A 15,990-nucleotide genomic window follows, 5' to 3' on the forward strand; every position below is an offset into this window, starting at 1 on the left:
TGCCTTTCGTCAGGACCCCGAGGTCCGGAGGGATGTACGGACGGACGTCCTTCTCCCGGCGTCGCTGCCGGTGAGTCCAGGGGAGACCACGAGCCGCTGCAGCAGCGAGGCCACGAGGTCGACGAGCAGCGCCAGCGCCGCGACCAGCAGCGCGCCGCTCGCCATCTGCCCGTAGTCGCGCACCGACAGCCCGTCGATGAGGTAGCGGCCGAGGCCGCCGAGCCCCACCGTCGCGGCGAGCGTCGCGGTCGCGATGACCTGCAGGGCGGCCGAGCGCAGGCCGGAGGCGATCAGCGGCAGCGCGCACGGCACCTCGACGCGCCACAGCACCTCGGCACCGGTCATGCCCATGCCCTTGGCGGCGTCGCGCGCCGCGGCGTCAACCTGCTCGACGCCGGCGTAGGCGCCGGCCAGGATCGGCGGGATGGCCAGCACCGTCAGCACGATCTCGGTGGGCACGAGCACACTGGCCTCGCCGGAGAGCTGCGGGCTGATGAGCATGATGCCGACGAACAGCAGACCGAGGCTGGGGATGGCCCGGAAGGCGCCGGTCACGTTGACGGCCAGGAAGCGGCCGCGGCCGGTGTGGCCGACGACGAGCCCGAGCGGTACGGCGACCAGCGCGGCGAGCCCCAGCGCGATGCCGGAGTAGAGCAGGTGCTCCCACACCCGCAGCGGGATCCCTTCGCTGCCGCTCCAGTTGTAGCCGTCGGTCAGCCAGGTGAGGACGTCGTTCACGCCGCCACCTCCGAGCCCCGTGAGCCCGTGGGTCCCGCGGGCTCGTCGACCGGCCGGTCCGAGCCCCCGGTGCGCAGCCACGGGGTCAGCGCGCGGGAGATAAGGACGATGACGAGGTCGAAGAGCAGCGCGAGCAGCACGCAGGCGACCAGGCCGGCGACCACGGGGTCGAGGAAGTTGCGCTGGAAGCCGTCGGTGAACAGCGAGCCGAGCTGCGGGATGCCGATCAGCGCCGCGACGCTGACGATGCTGACGTTGCTGACCGCGGCGACGCGCATGCCGGCGGCGATGACCGGTACGGCGAGCGGGAGCTCGACCGTCAGCAGCCGCCTCAGGGCGCCGAAGCCCATGGCCGTGGCCGAGGCGCTGACCGACTCGTCGACGGCCGCCAGGGCGTCGGCGACGGTGCGCGTCAGCAGGGCGAGGGTGTAGATCGTCATCGCCACCACGACGTTGACGGTGTCGAGGATGCGGGTGCCCAGGAAGAGCGGCATCAGCACGAACAGCGCCAGCGACGGGATCGTGTAGAGCAGCCCGGTGCCGACCACGAGCGGGGTGTAGAGCCACGACACCCGGCGAGCGGCCCAGCCCAGCGGGATCGAGAGCAGCAGGCCGATGACCAGTGGCAGGCCCGCCAGCCAGGCGTGGTCGAAGGTGTAGGACCCGATGTCGTCGAGGTGGTCCAGCACCCAGGTCATGCGCCCGCCCCCTCCGGACCCACCCCGGCACCCGGCCGCTCGATGGCGGCCACGACCTCGGCCGCCGTGACGGTGCCCAGCAGGACGCCGTCGGCGTCGACCACGACGCCCCGACCGCTCGGGGAGGACAGGGCGGCGTCGAGCAGGGCGCGGGTGGAGCCCTCGGCGCGCGCGACGGTGCCGCCGCGGTGCAGGTCGGTCTCGGTGACCGGGCCCGTGAGGCGTGCCGGCTCGACCCAGCCGACCGGTCGGCGCTCGTCGTCGACCACGACGACCCACCGGTCGCCCCGGTCCGCGCCGTCGACCGCGGACCCCAGCGCCACCGTCGGCTCCTCACGGGTCGCCACCGGCGGGGCGGGACGGAACCCGAGCCCGCGGTAGCCGCGGTCGCGGCCCACGAAGTCGGCGACGAAGTCGTCGTGGGGGTCACCGAGGAGGCGGGCGGGGTCGGAGAGCTGCGCGAGCTCGCCACCGACCCGGAGGACGGCGACCTGGTCGCCGAGCTTCACGGCCTCGTCGATGTCGTGGGTGACGAAGAGGATGGTCTTGCCGAGCTCGCCCTGCAGCCGCAGGAACTCGTCCTGCAGCTGCTCGCGCACGACCGGGTCGACGGCGCTGAACGGCTCGTCCATGAGCATGACGGGCGGGTCGGCAGCCAGGGCCCGGGCCACCCCGACCCGCTGCTGCTGGCCGCCGGAGAGCTGGTGGGGGTAGCGGTCGGCGTACGCCTGGGGCAGCCCGACCCGCTCGAGCAGCTCGAGGCTCGTGCTGCGCGACCGCTTCTTGTCCCAGCCCAGGAGGCGGGGCACGGTGGCGATGTTGTCAGCGACGGTGCGGTGCGGGAACAGCCCGGCGTGCTGGATGACGTAGCCGATGCCGCGGCGCAGCTCGCTGGCCTCCAGGGTGGCGGTGTCCTGGCCGTCGACGGTGATCCGGCCCGAGGTGGGCTCGATCATCCGGTTGACCATCCGCAGCGAGGTGGTCTTGCCGCAGCCGGACGGACCGACGAGGACCGTGATCTGTCCCTGGGGCGCCTCCAGGCTCAGACCGCCCACCGCCACGGTCCCGTCAGGGAAGGACTTCGTCACGGCCTCGAAACGAATCACTTGACGAGCCAACCACACCGTCCGGACAGTTCGCGGCCGACGCGAGTCACGAAGTGACAACCATCGACGATCACCGGGCCCCGTCCCGTGGAGGTTCGCCGCCTTTGCGAGGGTCCCGTGCAGGTTCTGCGTCGATCCGCGCCTACCCTCGGCCGGTGCCCCTCACGCTGAGCCACCCGGCGGCCGTGCTGCCGCTGCGCCGAGTGCCGGGGCTGGCAGCGCTGCCGGCGGCCGCGCTCGTCATCGCGTCGATGGTCCCGGACCTGCCGATGTTCGTCCCCGGGCGCGGCGGCTACCGGCTGAGCCACAGCCTCCTCGGTGTCGTGACCGTCGACGTCGCGGTGACCCTGCTCCTGCTGCTCGTGTGGGACCGCGTGCTGCGTGACGCGCTGGTCGACCTGTCGCCGCGGGTGGTGCGCGACCGGTTCCCCCGTCGCGCCCGGCTCCCCCGTGCGTCCTGGCTCCTGGCGCCGGCTGCCGCGGCGCTGGGCGCGCTCACCCACGTCACCTGGGACGCCTTCACCCACCCGGGCCGGTGGGGGGTGCGGCAGGTCGCCTGGCTGGGCCAGGACCACCTCGGCCTGGCCGGCCACCAGTGGGCGCAGTACGCCTCCGGCGTCCTCGGGCTGGGCGTCGTGCTCGCCGCCACCGGGCGCCACGTCGCCACCCGCCCACCCCGCGCCCGTACGTCGCCCCGCCTGCTCCCGGCGGCCGTGCTCCCGACCGGCGCGGCGCTCGTCGCGCTGGTGACCGTCGTGGTCGGCGCCGGTCGACGCGACGAGGGTCTCCACGCGGTGGCCTTCCACGGCGTGGTGGCCGGGCTGCAGGCCGCCCTCGTGCTGACGGCGGGGCTGACCCTGGGGTGGGGGCTGCTGGAGCTCAGGCGGGCACGGGCTGCTGCTCGGTCGGACGCAGGGCGGCCACGGCACCCAGGATCAGCACGCCCCCCAGCAGGGCCGGCCAGGTGACGCGCTCGCCCAGCAGCGCCGCCGCGAGCAGCCCGGCCGAGAGCGGCTCGACGAGGGTGGCGACGGTGGCGGCCGATCCGGACGTGGTGCGGAGCCCGGCGTACAGCAGGCCGTAGGACAGGGCCATGGTCGCGATGCCGAGGTAGACCAGCAGCGCCACCGACCCGGGGTCGGTGGTGAGGACCGGCTCCCCCGCGACCGCGGCGAGGAGCAGGAACGGCGAGAGCGCGACCGCCCCGGCCGCGGTGGCACAGGTCGTGAGCGCGACCGGGTCGACCCGTGAGGCGAGGGTGTGGCCCAGCACGGTGGTCCCGGCGTACACCGCACCGGACGCGACGGCCATGAGCAGACCCAGGGTGGGTCGGTCCCCGGGCGCCGCGGAACCGTGCCCGGCGTTGGCGGTGATGAGCACGAGCCCGGTGAGCGCCGAGGCCAGCACCGCGACCTCGCGCCGCGAGGGCCGGGTCCGTGCCGCGAGGTGCTCACCGAGGCTGGCCAGGACCGGCGCGAGCCCGAGCGAGACGACGGTCGCGACGCTCACCCCGACCAGCAGCACGGCGCCGAAGTAGAGGCCCTGGTAGAGACCGGTGCAGCAGCCGAGCAGGGCCGCCCGTCCCGGGTGACGACGCAGCGTCTCGCGCACCGCGGCGACCCGGCGCGTCACCAGGGCGAAGCCGACCAGGGCGACCGCGGCCAGCGCCATGCGCCACGCGCTGACGGTCATCGCGCCGAGACCGTCGCGGTCGTTGAGGACGGTCACGACCAGTCCGCCGGTGCCCCAGAGGACCCCCGCGGCGCAGACCTGGAGCAGCCCGGCCCGGGCACTGCCGAGCGCTGGTGCGTGCGTCATCGCGAGGTCCTTCGGACTGCGGGCATGAGAAACCCGGCCGTTGCTGACGGGGGATACAACAACGACCGGGCAGGATCTAGCGTATTGCTGCGGGAACCGTTTCTCAACTCGCGCGGCGTGGCGGATCCCACGCCCGAAAGGGCGTTTGGGTCACCGAATCGTGACTTGTCGGTTGGCCAGCCCGTGGCGGGCCGAGCGCTCCTCGGTCGTCAGCGGCTCAGCACCCTCGGTGAGGGCGGTCATCGCCTCGTCGAGGGCGGTGGCGAAGCGTGCGGCAGGCTCCTCCAGCACCTCGGCGCCGGTGCCGGCGGGCAGGTCCCAGACCGGCGCGAGCAGGCTGTGCGCGCGGAACATCCCGACGAGGCGCGAGTCCGCGACGAGCCGGTCCTCGCCCGCGAGGTGCAGGCGCGCGAGGGCGGACAGCAGGACCTCCTCGTCGTGCGGCATCACCCAGCGCAGGTGCTCCTTGCTGCCCATCGCGGTCCAGTACGCCGCCGTGACCGAGGTCAGCCGCGCGGTCGGCGAGGCGACCTGGTTGGCCTGCTCCAGGGCGGCGGCGACGCCGCTGGAGTCGTCGTCGACGTCGGCGATCCAGTACTCGAAGCCCTCGTGCACCGTGATGTCCAGCGGCTCGTCCACGACGAGCTCCTGCAGGCGCGGTCCCTCGCCCGGGGCGTCGGTCAGGCCGACCATCTGGCCGGGCTCGGCGACCAGCGCCGCCTCGAGCACGGCGCCCAGGTCACGGCTCGGGTCGCCGTAGGCGTGCTGGACCTGCAGCCCGAGCCACACCGTGCCGTTGTCGCGGACCATGGCCGGGGCGGCCACGGGCAGCAGCGTCGCCAGCAGGACGTCGCGCTCACCGGGGGTGACCAGCGGCAGCGGGGCGGTCGCGGCCGGCACCAGCTCGCGCAGCGCGACCAGGTCGCACTCGGCGGCGAGGCCGGCGAAGGGGCGGGTCACCAGGCGCGGCGGTGCGCCGGTGGCGCTGCCGTGGCAGGAGCGGTAGCGCAGCCCCGACCCGCAGGGGCACGGCTGGCGCGGCGAGACCCCGTCCGGAGAGGCGGCCGCGTTCTGTGCGGCGTTCTGACGTGCCTTGTCGCGTGATCGCTTGCCCATGGGGCTGGAGGCTACGCGGCGCGGGTGAGCGCAGGCTCAGAGGGGGATGCGGACGTGCACGGTTGTCTGGCCGTGGTCGTCCTCGACCCACCACTTCTTCACCAGGGCGTCGACGATGCTCAGACCGCGACCGGAGATGTCGGAGTTGTCGGCGTCGACGGCGTGCGGGCGCGAGGCGCTGCCGCCGTCGCTGACGGAGATGACCAGCTCGCCGGCCTCCAGGGCCCAGCTGACGACGAGGTCGTTGACGGGCAGGGGTGCGGCGTGGCGGACGGAGTTGCCGACCAGCTCGGAGATCACCACACGGGCGTCGTCGACGCGCTCACCGGTGAATCCCTGGCCCTCGAGCCACGACCGGAGCTCCTGGCGGACGACGGAGGCGGACGGAGCCTGGAAAGGGACACGAAGGTCCATCCCCTGCCCCTCACGCTCGGTCATGCCGGTCACTTCTCTCGCCTCGCTCGGTTGACGCCCACTGCCATGCTCCCCACCACCCCTTGACCCAAACTCAGCCCAGCCAGGAAAGGACGCGTCCGGGCGTGTCGGTGATCACGGCTTCCACCCCGAGGTCGAGGCAGCATCTCAGGTCGTCGGGAGTGTTGACGACCCACACGTGGATCCGGTGACCCTCGTCGCGGAGTCTATGGGCAAGCCGGGGCCGCTCGCGGATCTCTTCGACACCAGGTCCCGCGACGGACCCACCCATCAGCATCCCCCGGGCGACGCGCCACGACACGGCACCCTCGATGAGGAAGACGGTCTCGAGCTGGGGCGCGAGGCGCCGTACCCGGGTGACGGCCACGCCGGAGAAGCTCATGATGCGGGCCGGAGAGCCGGCGTGGTTCCACCCCACCTGGTCCAGGAGGTCGACCACCCGTCGCTCGACCAGACCCGCGTAGCGGGTGGGGTGCTTGGTCTCGATCGCGACGTCGATGGTGCGGTCGTAGTCACGCACGACCTCGATGAGGCGCTCGAGCGTGAGCACGCCCTTCTCGTCACGCTCGGGCAGCTCGACCTCGTCGTCGAGGTCGGCCCAGGGGCGCTTCCAGGCCGAGGCGTCGAGGTCGTCGAGCTGCGCGAGGGTCATGGTCGAGACCACGCCGCGGGAATTCGTGGTGCGGTCGATGCGGCGGTCGTGGACCAGGACGAGGTGCCCGTCCGCCGTCAGACGGACGTCGCACTCGACCCCGTCGGCTCCCTCGTCGATGGCCTTCAGGTAGGCCGCCAGCGTGTGCTCGGCCTCGCTCTCGTTCGACCCCCGGTGCGCGATGACCTTGGGACGCCCCTCGGGCTGTCTCATGACACAGCATCGTGCCAGTCGCCGACGGGCGCGCCGGTGACCCGGCGTCCTGACCGCCCGGCGAGTCTGCGATCCGGTCGGTGATGGTCTAGCGCTGTCCGAGCAGCGGTCTAGCCCGAGGCGTGCGCAGCGACGGTGGCCGCGACCTCGTCGCGCGACGCCCCGGCGGCGAGCAGCAGCGTGAGCAGCAGGCGGGCCCGCAGCGGAGCGAGCCGCCCGCCGTGGAGGAGTCCGCGGTCCAGCAGGTCCACCTCGGACCCGGCGCCGCCGTACGTCCGTCGGTGCACCGAGCCGGTGCCGGTCCGGCTCACCAGCACCACCGGGAGCCTGGCCGCGGCCTCGGCGAGCACGTCCGCGACCTCGGGCGCGACGTGCCCCGCCCCGAGTCCGGCGACCACGAGGCCGTCCGCGGTCGCGGCCGCGCCGGCGTAGCGGCGGGGGTCGTCGCCCAGCAGCGCGGTGAGCAGGTCGACGTGCACGTCGACCGTGGCGGGGGTCGGCAGCGCGGGCAGCCGGAGCACCGTGCCCAGCAGCGCGACCTCGCCCTCGAGCAGCTCGCCCAGCGGGCCGGGGGCCGACGAGCGGAAGGCGTCGGTCGCGCTGGGGTGCGCCTTGTGGGCGCGACGGGCGGCGTGGACGACGTCGTCGAGCACGACGAGCACGCCGAGGTCGCGGCACGCCGGGGTCGCGGCGACGGTGATGGCGGCGAGGAGGTTGGCCGGGCCGTCCGCGCCGGGGGCCGACGGGCGGCGCATCGCCCCGGTGAGGACGAGGGGCTCGGGGCGGTCCCAGAGCAGGTCCAGGACGTACGCCGTCTCCTCGAGGGTGTCGGTGCCCTGGACGACCACCACGCCCGAGGCGCCCTCGTCGACGGCTCGTCGGGCGAGTGCGAGCACCTCGAGGAGCAGGTCGAAGGTGATCCGGGCCGAGCTGACCTGGGCGAGGTCCACCGCGTCGAGGTCGACGTCGACCAGGGGACCGGCGGCCGGCCCGGCCACGAGCCGGTCGGCGCCGAGCGTCGGTGGGGCACCGTGGCCGCCCTCGCCGGTCATGCTGATGGTGCCGCCGAGGAAGTACGTCGTGACGCGGCGTCGGCCGGTCGCTGGCACGTCCGGGGCTGCTGCCCCGGGCGACGGCTGGGGGGTGTCCATGGGCCGCAGGCTACTGAGCCCGTGACCGACCAGGGGTCCTCAGCAGCAGCGACCCTGGGTGGATCGCTCCCGGTGCTGGTCACGGTGACGCTCGAAGGCGCGGCGCGTCATCGGCTCCTCGCCGCGGCGCTCGCAGGCGGCGAGGTAGTCGTCCCACTTGGCCTCGCCGCTGAGCTGGCGGGCGTACCAGCGCAGGCCGGCCAGCGCTCGGCGTACCGGAGCCGTCGCGCCGGCGGTCGACGCGCTCACGAGCCCACCGGTGTCGCGCGGTCGTGGGAGGCCCGCCACTCGGCCTCGGCCTTCTTCTCCTCGTCGGTGGCGAGGAACTCGGCCGGCGCGACGACGCGCGACTCCGTCTTCGGCACCTCGGTGGTGGGCAGGGAGCCGGCCTTGGCCGCCTTGAACCAGATCAGCGCGGCGTTGGCGACGATGACGATCACCAGCAGCGCGAAGCTGGCCTGGAGGACGGCGTTCACGGTGGAGTTGGTGATGACGGTGTCCATCTGCGCGGCCTCCGTGGCAGGTGCGAGCACCTCGCCGGCGTCGCGGGCCTCCCGGTAGCGGTCGGCCTGCGCGAGGTAGCCGATGGCGGGGTTGTCGGAGAACACCTTCTGGTAGCTGGCCGTCATGGTGACGACGAGGTCCCAGACGAGCGGGACGGCGGGCACCCAGACGTACTTCCACCAGCCGTGCTTGCAGAAGAGCGTCACGCACAGGGTCAGCGCGATCGCGGCCAGCAGCTGGTTGGCGATGCCGAACAGCGGGAAGAGCTGGTTGATGCCGCCCAGCGGGTCCGTGACGCCGACGTAGAGCATGTAGCCCCAGGCGAGCACGACCGCGGCCGAGGCCATCCAGGAGCCCGGCTTCCACGAGGTGTCGCCGAACTTGGGCCACACGTTGCCGATGGTGTCCTGCAGCATGAAGCGGCCCACGCGGGTGCCGGCGTCGACGGCGGTGAGGATGAACAGCGCCTCGAACATGATCGCGAAGTGGTACCAGAACGCCGCCAGCCCACCCCCGAAGGCCTCGCTGAAGATCTGGGAGATGCCGAAGGCGAGCGTCGGCGCGCCGCCGGTGCGCGAGACCAGCTCCTCCTCCACCGAGGCGGACGCGGCCTGCAGCTGGTCGGGGGTGATGGAGAAGCCGAGCGTGCCCACGAACTCCGCGGCGCCCTCGACCGTGCCGCCGGTCATGGCGGCCGGGGCGTTGATGGCGAAGTAGAGGCCCTGGTCGATGACCGAGGCCGCGATCAGTGCGGAGATGGCGACGAACGACTCCATGAGCATGCCGCCGTAGCCGACCATGCGGACGTGGCTCTCCTTGGCCAGCATCTTCGGGGTGGTGCCCGAGGCGATGAGGGCGTGGAAGCCGGACAGCGCCCCGCAGGCGATCGTGATGAATAGGAACGGGAAGAGCTTGCCGGCGAAGACCGGGCCGTTGCCCTCGGTGGCGAAGGAGGTGACCGCCTCGTTCTGCAGCGTCGGCTGGGCCAGGACCATGCCCACGGCCAGCAGCAGGATGACGCCGATCTTCATGAACGTCGACAGGTAGTCGCGCGGGGTCAGCAGCATCCAGACCGGGAGGATCGAGGCGATGAAGCCGTAGACGACCAGCGCGATCGTGAGGGTCTCCGGGGACAGCGTCAGCGGCTCGGCCCAGCTCGACCCCTCGACGACCCCGCCGAGCACGATCGCCAGCAGGAGCAGCACGACGCCGATGCCGGTGACCTCCATGACCCGGCCGGGGCGCAGGAAGCGGAGGTAAAAGCCCATGAACAGCGCGATCGGGATGGTGAGGCCGATCGAGAAGACGCCCCACGGCGACTCGGCCAGCGCGTTGACCACGACCAGCGACAGCACGGCCAGGATGATGATCATGATCGCGAAGACGGCGATGAGCGCCGCGGTGCCGCCGACGACGCCGATCTCCTCGCGGACCATCTGGCCCAGGCTCTTCCCGTCGCGGCGCATCGACAGGAACATCGTGACCATGTCCTGGACGGCTCCGGCGAGCACGACGCCGGCGACGATCCAGATCGTGCCCGGCAGGTAGCCCATCTGCGCCGCGAGCACCGGACCGACGAGCGGACCGGCGCCCGCGATGGCGGCGAAGTGGTGGCCGTAGAGGACGCGACGGTCGGTGACCTCGAAGTCGGTGCCGTTCTCCAGCCGCTCCGCCGGGGTCGCGCGGGTGTTGTCGAGCTTCAGCACGCGCCGCGCGATGAAGCGCGAGTAGAAGCGGTAGGCGATCAGGTACGACGAGATCGCGGCGAACAGGATCCACAGCGCCGACACCTCCTCGCCCCGGCTCAGGGCGAGGACGGCCCAGCAGGCGGCGCCGACGAGCGCCACCGCCCCCCAGGCAGCGAGCTTGGCCGGCGAGGTGCGGGACGAGCCCCCCGGTGACGGGTCGTTCGCGGGCCGGGTCGAGGTGGACGTCGTCATGGTGCCTCCGGTTCCGAGCGGCGGGCGCAGAAGGGGCAGACCGACGCAGAACGTGACCTGCCCGCGCTCAGCACCCTACGACAGCGCGCCCCCGGCTCCGAGGCTCAGTCGGGATCGGGCTCCGGTCCGGGCACGTCGAGGCGGGAGGTGCCGAGACGGTCGACGCGGTAGCACTGGCCGTGCGGGCTGACCCAGGTCAGACCGCCGTCGGGACCGCGCCGGTATCGCCACCCGCCGTGGGTCTTGACCCGGTGGTGGTAGCGGCACAGCCGCGCGAGCCGGACCGCGCTGGTCTGGCCGGGGGGCCCGCCCTCGTCGGGCGGCACGTAGGGCTCGATGTGGTCGCGGTCGGCGGTGCCGGGTCGGGCCCGGCGCCCGCACCACGGGAACTGGCAGGTCAGGTCACGCTCGTCGACCTGGTCGGCGACGGCCCGGGGGACCTCGTGCGCGTCGACCGCGGCGTCGTCGTCCAGGTCCAGCACCGGCCGCACCCGGACCAGCGCGCCCGGCGCCAGCTGGCTCAACCAGCGCTCCGTCGCTGCGCGCGAGACCGGGCGCAGCTGGCCGTCGCGGACCACCGGCCCGACGGGACAGCTCGGCACCGCGTCGGACGGCGCGACGCCGCTGCCGCTGCCGGTGCCGGTGCCGGTGCCGGTGCCGGTGCCGGTGCCGCCCTCTCCCTCCCCGGACCGCTCGGTGCACGGGGGCGACGTGAGGTGCAGGTGGAGGTCGATGACGAGCGAGCGACCCGCGACGGGACCCCGGCGCCGGGGTCGGCGGCGCGTCGTCCCGGTCAGGGGGTCCACCGCCGGATCGGTCCGGGCGGCGCCGGCGACCTCGAGGGCGTGCTGCGGGTCGGCCAGGATGCCGACCGCCTTCGCACGACGGACGGCCAGCGGGTCGTCGTCGCCCAACGTGTGGAGTGCCGCGGCGATGTCGGCGACCGCCAGCTCGAACGCCTCGGCGTCCGGCGTGTCCACGAGGGCGTCGACCCGCGCGAGCCCGCTGCGGCCGTCCGCGTCCTCGATCGAGCCCCGGTCGGGACCGACCCAGACGCCTCGCCGCTCGGCGGCCCGCTCGGCCTGCTCAGCCGCCAGGTCGGGGTCGTAGCGCAGGACCGCCGCCTCGACGGCCCGCGTGATCCGCACGATGCCGATCCGGCCGGCGACGTGGTGCAGCGAGAGGTCGACGAACCGCGCCGCGGCCGCGTTGAGCGGCAGGGTGAGCTGGGCGATCTGACGCGCCTTCCAGGCCGGCACCGCACCGGCGAGCACCTGGGTCCAGGTGCGGGGCAGCCGGTCGCGGCACTCCAGCGCCTGCCCGAGGTAGCGGCGGGCGCCGGCCTCGTTCATCGCCAGGGTGGTGGCCAGCTCGGTGACCGCGAACTCCCGGACCAGGTAGGCACCCTCGCCCAGGAAGCGCAGGACCCCCTCGATGCCCGGTTGCCCCGGCCCGGCGGACGTGGAGGCACCACGGTCGTCGCCGTCGGGCGCGGGCGTCGTCGCCCACGTCATGCCCTCCGTGCCGTTGACGCCGTCACCGAGCAGGCGCGCGGTCTCCCGCGAGAGCGACCCGAGGGTCGGATGGTCGTCGTCGTCGGCCGGCGTCGGCAGCCGGTGCAGGTCGGCCCAGTGGGTGGCGGCCACCATCTGCTCCGCCTCGACGCGCCACGCCGTGCGCCGCCCGGCCCGGATGTGCGCCAGGGTCCCGGCGCCGTCGAGGTCGAGGATCGAGCCGAGCGCCTCGGGTCCGACGCGGTCGTCCGGCACCGACCTCGCCTCCGAACACGGCTGCGCGGTCGCCGCGCTCGCAGCGCGCGACACGTCCTCACGCTGCTCCGGTGACGGGTCCGTCCTCTTCATGGATCGAACATACGTTCGACCTCCGACACAATGCCGTCAAGCCTCGCCTGGGCGCCCCCGGACGCCCCGGGCGCTACCGGGTCAGCGGGGCGCCACGGCGGCGTCGAGCGCCGCGAGCGACTCGTCCAGGAATCCCGGCGGGATGACCGGGAAGCCCCCGAAGCTCTCGCGGACCGGCTCGGGCACGTCCGCCCAGTCGTAGCTCAGCGACACCCGGGTGCCGTCCCCGACCGGCTCCAGGTCGTAGCGCCACCACCAGCCACCCGAGCCCCAGGCCCCCTGCTCGTCGTACTGGCCCGGCTGCCAGGCGATCGCACGACCCGGCTCGAAGACGGTGACGGCGCTGTGGATGACGTAGTCGCCGACGCTCGGGTGGTGCATGTCCATCCCGAAGACCTGCCCGACGCCGGTGATCGGCTGCGGGTCGCGCGCGGCCCTCACCCAGTCCCCGGGCTCGGTGTCCGGGTGTCGGGCGGGATCGGCGAGGACCGCGAAGACCTCGTCGGCCCCGGCGGCCACGGTGCGGGTCGCGGTGATGCGGTCGCTGGTGGCGGGCTGGTCGGACATGCGGGCTCCTCGGGTCAGGCGACGGGTCGGGTCAGGGGGCGGGCACGTAGGCGGCGTAGGAGATGCCGCTGGAGAACGCGGCCGCGCCGACCCGCTCCAGGCGGGGCACGACGTAGCCGTCGGGGAAGAACCGTCGACCGCGACCCTGCACGGCGGGGAAGACGATCTGGCGGAACTCGTCGGCCAGGCCGGCCGCGATGAGCGTGTGGGCGAGCGTGATGCTGCCGGTGAGGAGGAGCTCGCCGCCCGGCAGCTCCTTCAGCCGGCGCACCTCGTCGACGGGATCGCCGGCGAGCAGGGTGGTGTTCTGCCACTCCGGGTCGGTGAGCGTGGTGGTGACGACGTACTTCTCGACGGCGTCGAGGAAGGCCGCCGAGCCGCTCGCGTCGTCGGTCTGCTGCGGCCAGTAGCCGCGGAAGTCGAGGAACGTCTGCCGCCCGAGCAGGACGCCGTCGCAACGCCTGTCGTGCTCCTGCAGCAGCGCGACCATCTCCGGATCCTGGTCGCCGGGGTCGAACCAGTCGTCGAGCATCTCGACGGCGCCGTCCAGGGTCATGTTCTGGTTGATGACGAGCCGCACGTCTGCTCCTCCGGTCGCGTCGGGAGGTCCACCTTGATAATGTTCACACCGTACACATGACGCGGGCCGGGAGGTCAAGGGGTGCAGGCGACGACGAGCGGCCGCCGCTACCACCACGGCGACCTCCGGCGGGCCCTCGTGGACGCCGCGCTGGCGCGCACCCGCCACGCCGGCCCCGACGGGCTGGCGCTGCGGGTGGTCACGCGCGACGCGGGGGTCTCGCCGAACGCCGCCTACCGGCACTTCGCGGACCGCGACGCGCTCCTCGGCGCGGTGGCCGACGAGGTGATGCTCCGCATGGCGACGCAGATGCGCGCGCACGCCCGCAGCGAGATCGCCGACCCCGGCGAGCGGGCGCGCGACCTGCTGCGCGCCGTCGGCCTCGGGTACGTCGAGTTCGCCCGGTCCGAGCCGGGCTGGTTCGCCGTGGCGTTCTTCGCCGCCCGCGAGCACCAGCAGCCCGGACCGGAGGGCGTGGCCGCGCGCGAGCCGGCGCCGTACCTGCTGCTCGTCGAGGCGCTGGACGGCCTCGTCGCAGCGGGCCTGGTCGAGCCCGCCGCGCACACCGCGGCGCTGTGGGCGTGCTGGTCGACCGTGCACGGCTTCGCCGAGCTCGCCATCCACGGCCCGCTGCGCACCGTCCCCGACCCAGCGGTGCGGGCCCTGGCCGCGGCCGCGGTCGACGCCGTCATCGCCGGCGTCACGGGTGGCGCCGACGGCACGGCCGCCGCTCACGAGCGCTGATCAGGGCCCGTCAGGCGTCCGGGGCGACGTCGATCCCCGCGGCGTACCGGGCGGCCATCCAGCGCTGCGCCCTCCGGGCCACGGGTCCGCCGACCCGCGTCGCGAGCGACGCCGGGCGCGAGAAGGCAGTGACCGCGAGCTCCAACGCACCGTCGCCGCGCCGCTCCAGCACGAAGAGCTCCTCCCCCGACTCCGGATGGCCGGGCAGGGTGCCGTAGGCGAAGCCACGTCGGTCCGGCTCGTCCACCACCTGCACCACCTGGCAGGGCGCGGTCACGCCGAGCGGCCCGAGACCGATGCGCAGCAGCACGACGGTGCCGAGCTCGAGCGGCACCTCCGAGGCCCGCACCCGCAGGCCGGCGCCGGTCTGCGCACGCCAGGAGAACAGGTCGGCCGCTGCCCCGTCGAGGTCGCGGCGGCGCAGCAGGAAGCGCTCGTCCAGCCGGTCGAAGCCCGGGGGCGCCTGCCCGCCGAGCGTGCACCCAGGAGCGTCGTACGTCAGGGGCGCGTCGCGCCACCCGGCGAGCTCCGCCGCCGACATCCGCCCGGCACCGGCACTGGCGCCGGCGCCGCGGCACTCAGGCATGCTGCGCCCGCAGGAAGGCCCCGAAGTGCGGCACGGTGAAGGCCACGGCGCCTCGCTCGGAGGAGAACACCAGCCCCTTCTTGATGAGACCGTCGCGCGCCGGGCTCAGCGACTGCGGCTTGCGGGCCAGCGCCTTCGCGACGTCGGCCGTGGTGACCTGCTCGGTCTCGCGGTCGGCGCCGAGCTCGGCCATGGTGCGCATGTAGTCGCGCTCGGCCGGGGTGGCGCGCTCGTAGCGGGCACCGAAGAAGCCGACCGCCAGCTCCGCCTCCGCCTCGGGCGCGGCCTCCTCGACGTCGGCCACGGTCACCGGGTTCTCGACGGCGGCGTCCCAGGTCGCTTTGCCGTAGGCCTGCACGAAGTAGGGGTAGCCGTCGGTCAGCTCGTAGAGGCGGTCCAGCGCCGCCGGCTCGAAGTCGACGCCCTCCGACGCCGCCGGTCGCAGCCACGCCCGGTCGGCCATGTCGCGCGGGAGCCTGTCGACGGCGACGTAGCGGAACAGGCGCTCGGCGTATGACTTGGCCGCCGACAGCACCACCGGCAGGTGCGGCAGGCCTGCGCCGACGACGAGCACGGGCGCGTTCTGCTGGCTGACCTCGTGGACGGCGCCGCAGATCGCGGCGAGCTCGGCCGAGGCGACGTCCTGCATCTCGTCGACGAACAGCCCGAGCCCGACGCCGAGGTCGCGGCCGAGCTCGCCGACGTCGGTGAACAGCTCGATGAGGTCGAGCTCGAGGTCGCCGGAGTCGGCGCGCCCCTTCGCCGCCGGTACGTCGCTGGGGGGCGCCCAGCGGAAGCCCTTGCGGTCCTTCAGCTCGGTGCGCAGCGCGAACGACTTGAGGACCCCGGCGACCGCGTCGACCCGGTCGGGGTCGCGGTGGCGGTGCGCGACCTCGCGGACCGCGGCGTGCACGGCCTGGGCGACCGGGATCCGCAGCGACTGGTCGGGGCGGGCCTCGATCTTGCCGGTCCCCCACGCGCGCGACACGGCCTGGCCGCGCAGGGCGTTGAGCAGCACCGTCTTGCCGACGCCGCGCAGCCCGCTGACGACCATGCTGCGCTCGGGACGGCCCGCGGCCACCCGCTCGAGGGTGACGTCGAAGGCGGCGAGCTCGCGGTCACGACCGGCCAGCTCGGGCGGTCGCTGACCGGCGCCGGGCGCGTAGGGATTCCGGATCGGGTCCATGCACAGGAAACTATCCCCGAATCTAGTGCCAGCCCTAGATTGACGTAGCGAGCGGCATCGTGTGTCGCGGAAGCCTCCCTGCCGTCGGGGGCCG

At 73.9% G+C, this 15,990-nt stretch carries 17 protein-coding genes; 2 read left to right on the forward strand and 15 right to left on the reverse strand.

Going from position 1 to position 15,990, the window contains the following annotated elements:
* Positions 1–9: 9 nt before the first annotated feature.
* From G7072_RS17045 to G7072_RS17055, 3 genes are read right to left on the reverse strand one after another with little or no spacing between them, the layout of a single operon-like run.
* Positions 10–738, reverse strand: a complete 729-nt coding sequence (locus G7072_RS17045) for an ABC transporter permease (protein WP_166088476.1) — start codon at positions 736–738, stop codon at positions 10–12.
* Positions 735–1,436 (reverse strand): ABC transporter permease, encoded by a 702-nt coding sequence (locus G7072_RS17050; RefSeq protein WP_166088477.1) that lies wholly within the window; start codon positions 1,434–1,436, stop codon positions 735–737. The genes G7072_RS17045 and G7072_RS17050 overlap by 4 nt, the downstream gene beginning before the upstream one ends.
* Positions 1,433–2,524 carry an ATP-binding cassette domain-containing protein gene (locus G7072_RS17055; protein WP_277343382.1) on the reverse strand — a complete coding sequence of 364 codons (1,092 nt, stop codon included), beginning with the start codon at positions 2,522–2,524 and terminating at the stop codon, positions 1,433–1,435. The genes G7072_RS17050 and G7072_RS17055 overlap by 4 nt, the downstream gene beginning before the upstream one ends.
* 173 nt (positions 2,525–2,697) lie before the next feature.
* Between G7072_RS17055 and G7072_RS17060 the strand changes: the two genes are divergently transcribed.
* Positions 2,698–3,510 carry a DUF4184 family protein gene (locus G7072_RS17060; RefSeq protein WP_166088481.1) on the forward strand — a complete coding sequence of 271 codons (813 nt, stop codon included), beginning with the start codon at positions 2,698–2,700 and terminating at the stop codon, positions 3,508–3,510.
* Here the strand turns inward: G7072_RS17060 and G7072_RS17065 are convergent.
* From G7072_RS17065 to G7072_RS17110, 10 genes are all read right to left on the reverse strand, one after another.
* Complete coding sequence (locus tag G7072_RS17065; RefSeq protein ID WP_166088482.1) at positions 3,422–4,360, reverse strand: EamA family transporter; 939 nt, start codon at positions 4,358–4,360, stop codon at positions 3,422–3,424. The genes G7072_RS17060 and G7072_RS17065 overlap by 89 nt on opposite strands.
* Positions 4,361–4,510: 150 nt before the next feature.
* Positions 4,511–5,476: a DUF5926 family protein gene (locus tag G7072_RS17070; RefSeq protein ID WP_166088483.1), complete on the reverse strand. Its 966-nt coding sequence runs from the start codon at positions 5,474–5,476 to the stop codon at positions 4,511–4,513.
* 36 nt (positions 5,477–5,512) lie between these two features.
* Positions 5,513–5,890 (reverse strand): ATP-binding protein, encoded by a 378-nt coding sequence (locus G7072_RS17075; RefSeq protein WP_166088484.1) that lies wholly within the window; start codon positions 5,888–5,890, stop codon positions 5,513–5,515.
* Positions 5,891–5,984: 94 nt separating this feature from the next.
* A complete protein-coding gene (locus G7072_RS17080) occupies positions 5,985–6,776 on the reverse strand; it encodes a glycerophosphodiester phosphodiesterase family protein (RefSeq protein WP_166088485.1) in 792 nt (263 codons plus the stop codon).
* A 110-nt stretch (positions 6,777–6,886) separates the two neighbouring features.
* Positions 6,887–7,927 (reverse strand): asparaginase domain-containing protein, encoded by a 1,041-nt coding sequence (locus tag G7072_RS17085; protein WP_166088487.1) that lies wholly within the window; start codon positions 7,925–7,927, stop codon positions 6,887–6,889.
* 39 nt (positions 7,928–7,966) lie between these two features.
* The gene (locus G7072_RS17090; RefSeq protein ID WP_166088488.1) at positions 7,967–8,176 is read right to left on the reverse strand and encodes a YbdD/YjiX family protein; all 210 of its coding nucleotides are present in this window, start codon (positions 8,174–8,176) and stop codon (positions 7,967–7,969) included.
* Complete coding sequence (locus tag G7072_RS17095; protein WP_166088489.1) at positions 8,173–10,371, reverse strand: carbon starvation CstA family protein; 2,199 nt, start codon at positions 10,369–10,371, stop codon at positions 8,173–8,175. The genes G7072_RS17090 and G7072_RS17095 overlap by 4 nt, the downstream gene beginning before the upstream one ends.
* Before the next feature lie 104 nt (positions 10,372–10,475).
* Positions 10,476–12,140 carry a hypothetical protein gene (locus G7072_RS17100; RefSeq protein ID WP_166088490.1) on the reverse strand — a complete coding sequence of 555 codons (1,665 nt, stop codon included), beginning with the start codon at positions 12,138–12,140 and terminating at the stop codon, positions 10,476–10,478.
* 174 nt (positions 12,141–12,314) lie between these two features.
* On the reverse strand, positions 12,315–12,800 hold the full coding sequence (locus tag G7072_RS17105; protein ID WP_166088492.1) for an SRPBCC family protein: 486 nt from the start codon (positions 12,798–12,800) through the stop codon (positions 12,315–12,317).
* A 31-nt stretch (positions 12,801–12,831) separates the two neighbouring features.
* Positions 12,832–13,380 (reverse strand): dihydrofolate reductase family protein, encoded by a 549-nt coding sequence (locus G7072_RS17110; RefSeq protein WP_166088494.1) that lies wholly within the window; start codon positions 13,378–13,380, stop codon positions 12,832–12,834.
* Positions 13,381–13,461: 81 nt separating this feature from the next.
* On the opposite strand from G7072_RS17110, the gene G7072_RS17115 reads away from it, so the two are divergent.
* Entirely contained in the window at positions 13,462–14,124 is a 663-nt protein-coding gene (locus G7072_RS17115) for a TetR/AcrR family transcriptional regulator (RefSeq protein WP_166088497.1), read from the forward strand.
* A gap of 10 nt (positions 14,125–14,134) precedes the next feature.
* On the opposite strand, the gene G7072_RS17120 is transcribed toward G7072_RS17115, so the two are convergent.
* Together G7072_RS17120 and G7072_RS17125 are read right to left on the reverse strand one after the other, a co-directional pair.
* A complete protein-coding gene (locus G7072_RS17120; RefSeq protein WP_240917013.1) occupies positions 14,135–14,710 on the reverse strand; it encodes a DUF1990 domain-containing protein in 576 nt (191 codons plus the stop codon).
* Positions 14,703–15,896 carry an ATP-binding protein gene (locus G7072_RS17125; RefSeq protein WP_166088499.1) on the reverse strand — a complete coding sequence of 398 codons (1,194 nt, stop codon included), beginning with the start codon at positions 15,894–15,896 and terminating at the stop codon, positions 14,703–14,705. Before G7072_RS17125 ends, G7072_RS17120 begins: the two co-directional genes overlap by 8 nt.
* Positions 15,897–15,990 lie beyond the last annotated feature (94 nt).

Origin of the sequence: Nocardioides sp. HDW12B, from assembly GCF_011299595.1 — a bacterium.
Taxonomy (GTDB): Bacteria; Actinomycetota; Actinomycetes; order Propionibacteriales; family Nocardioidaceae; genus Marmoricola_A.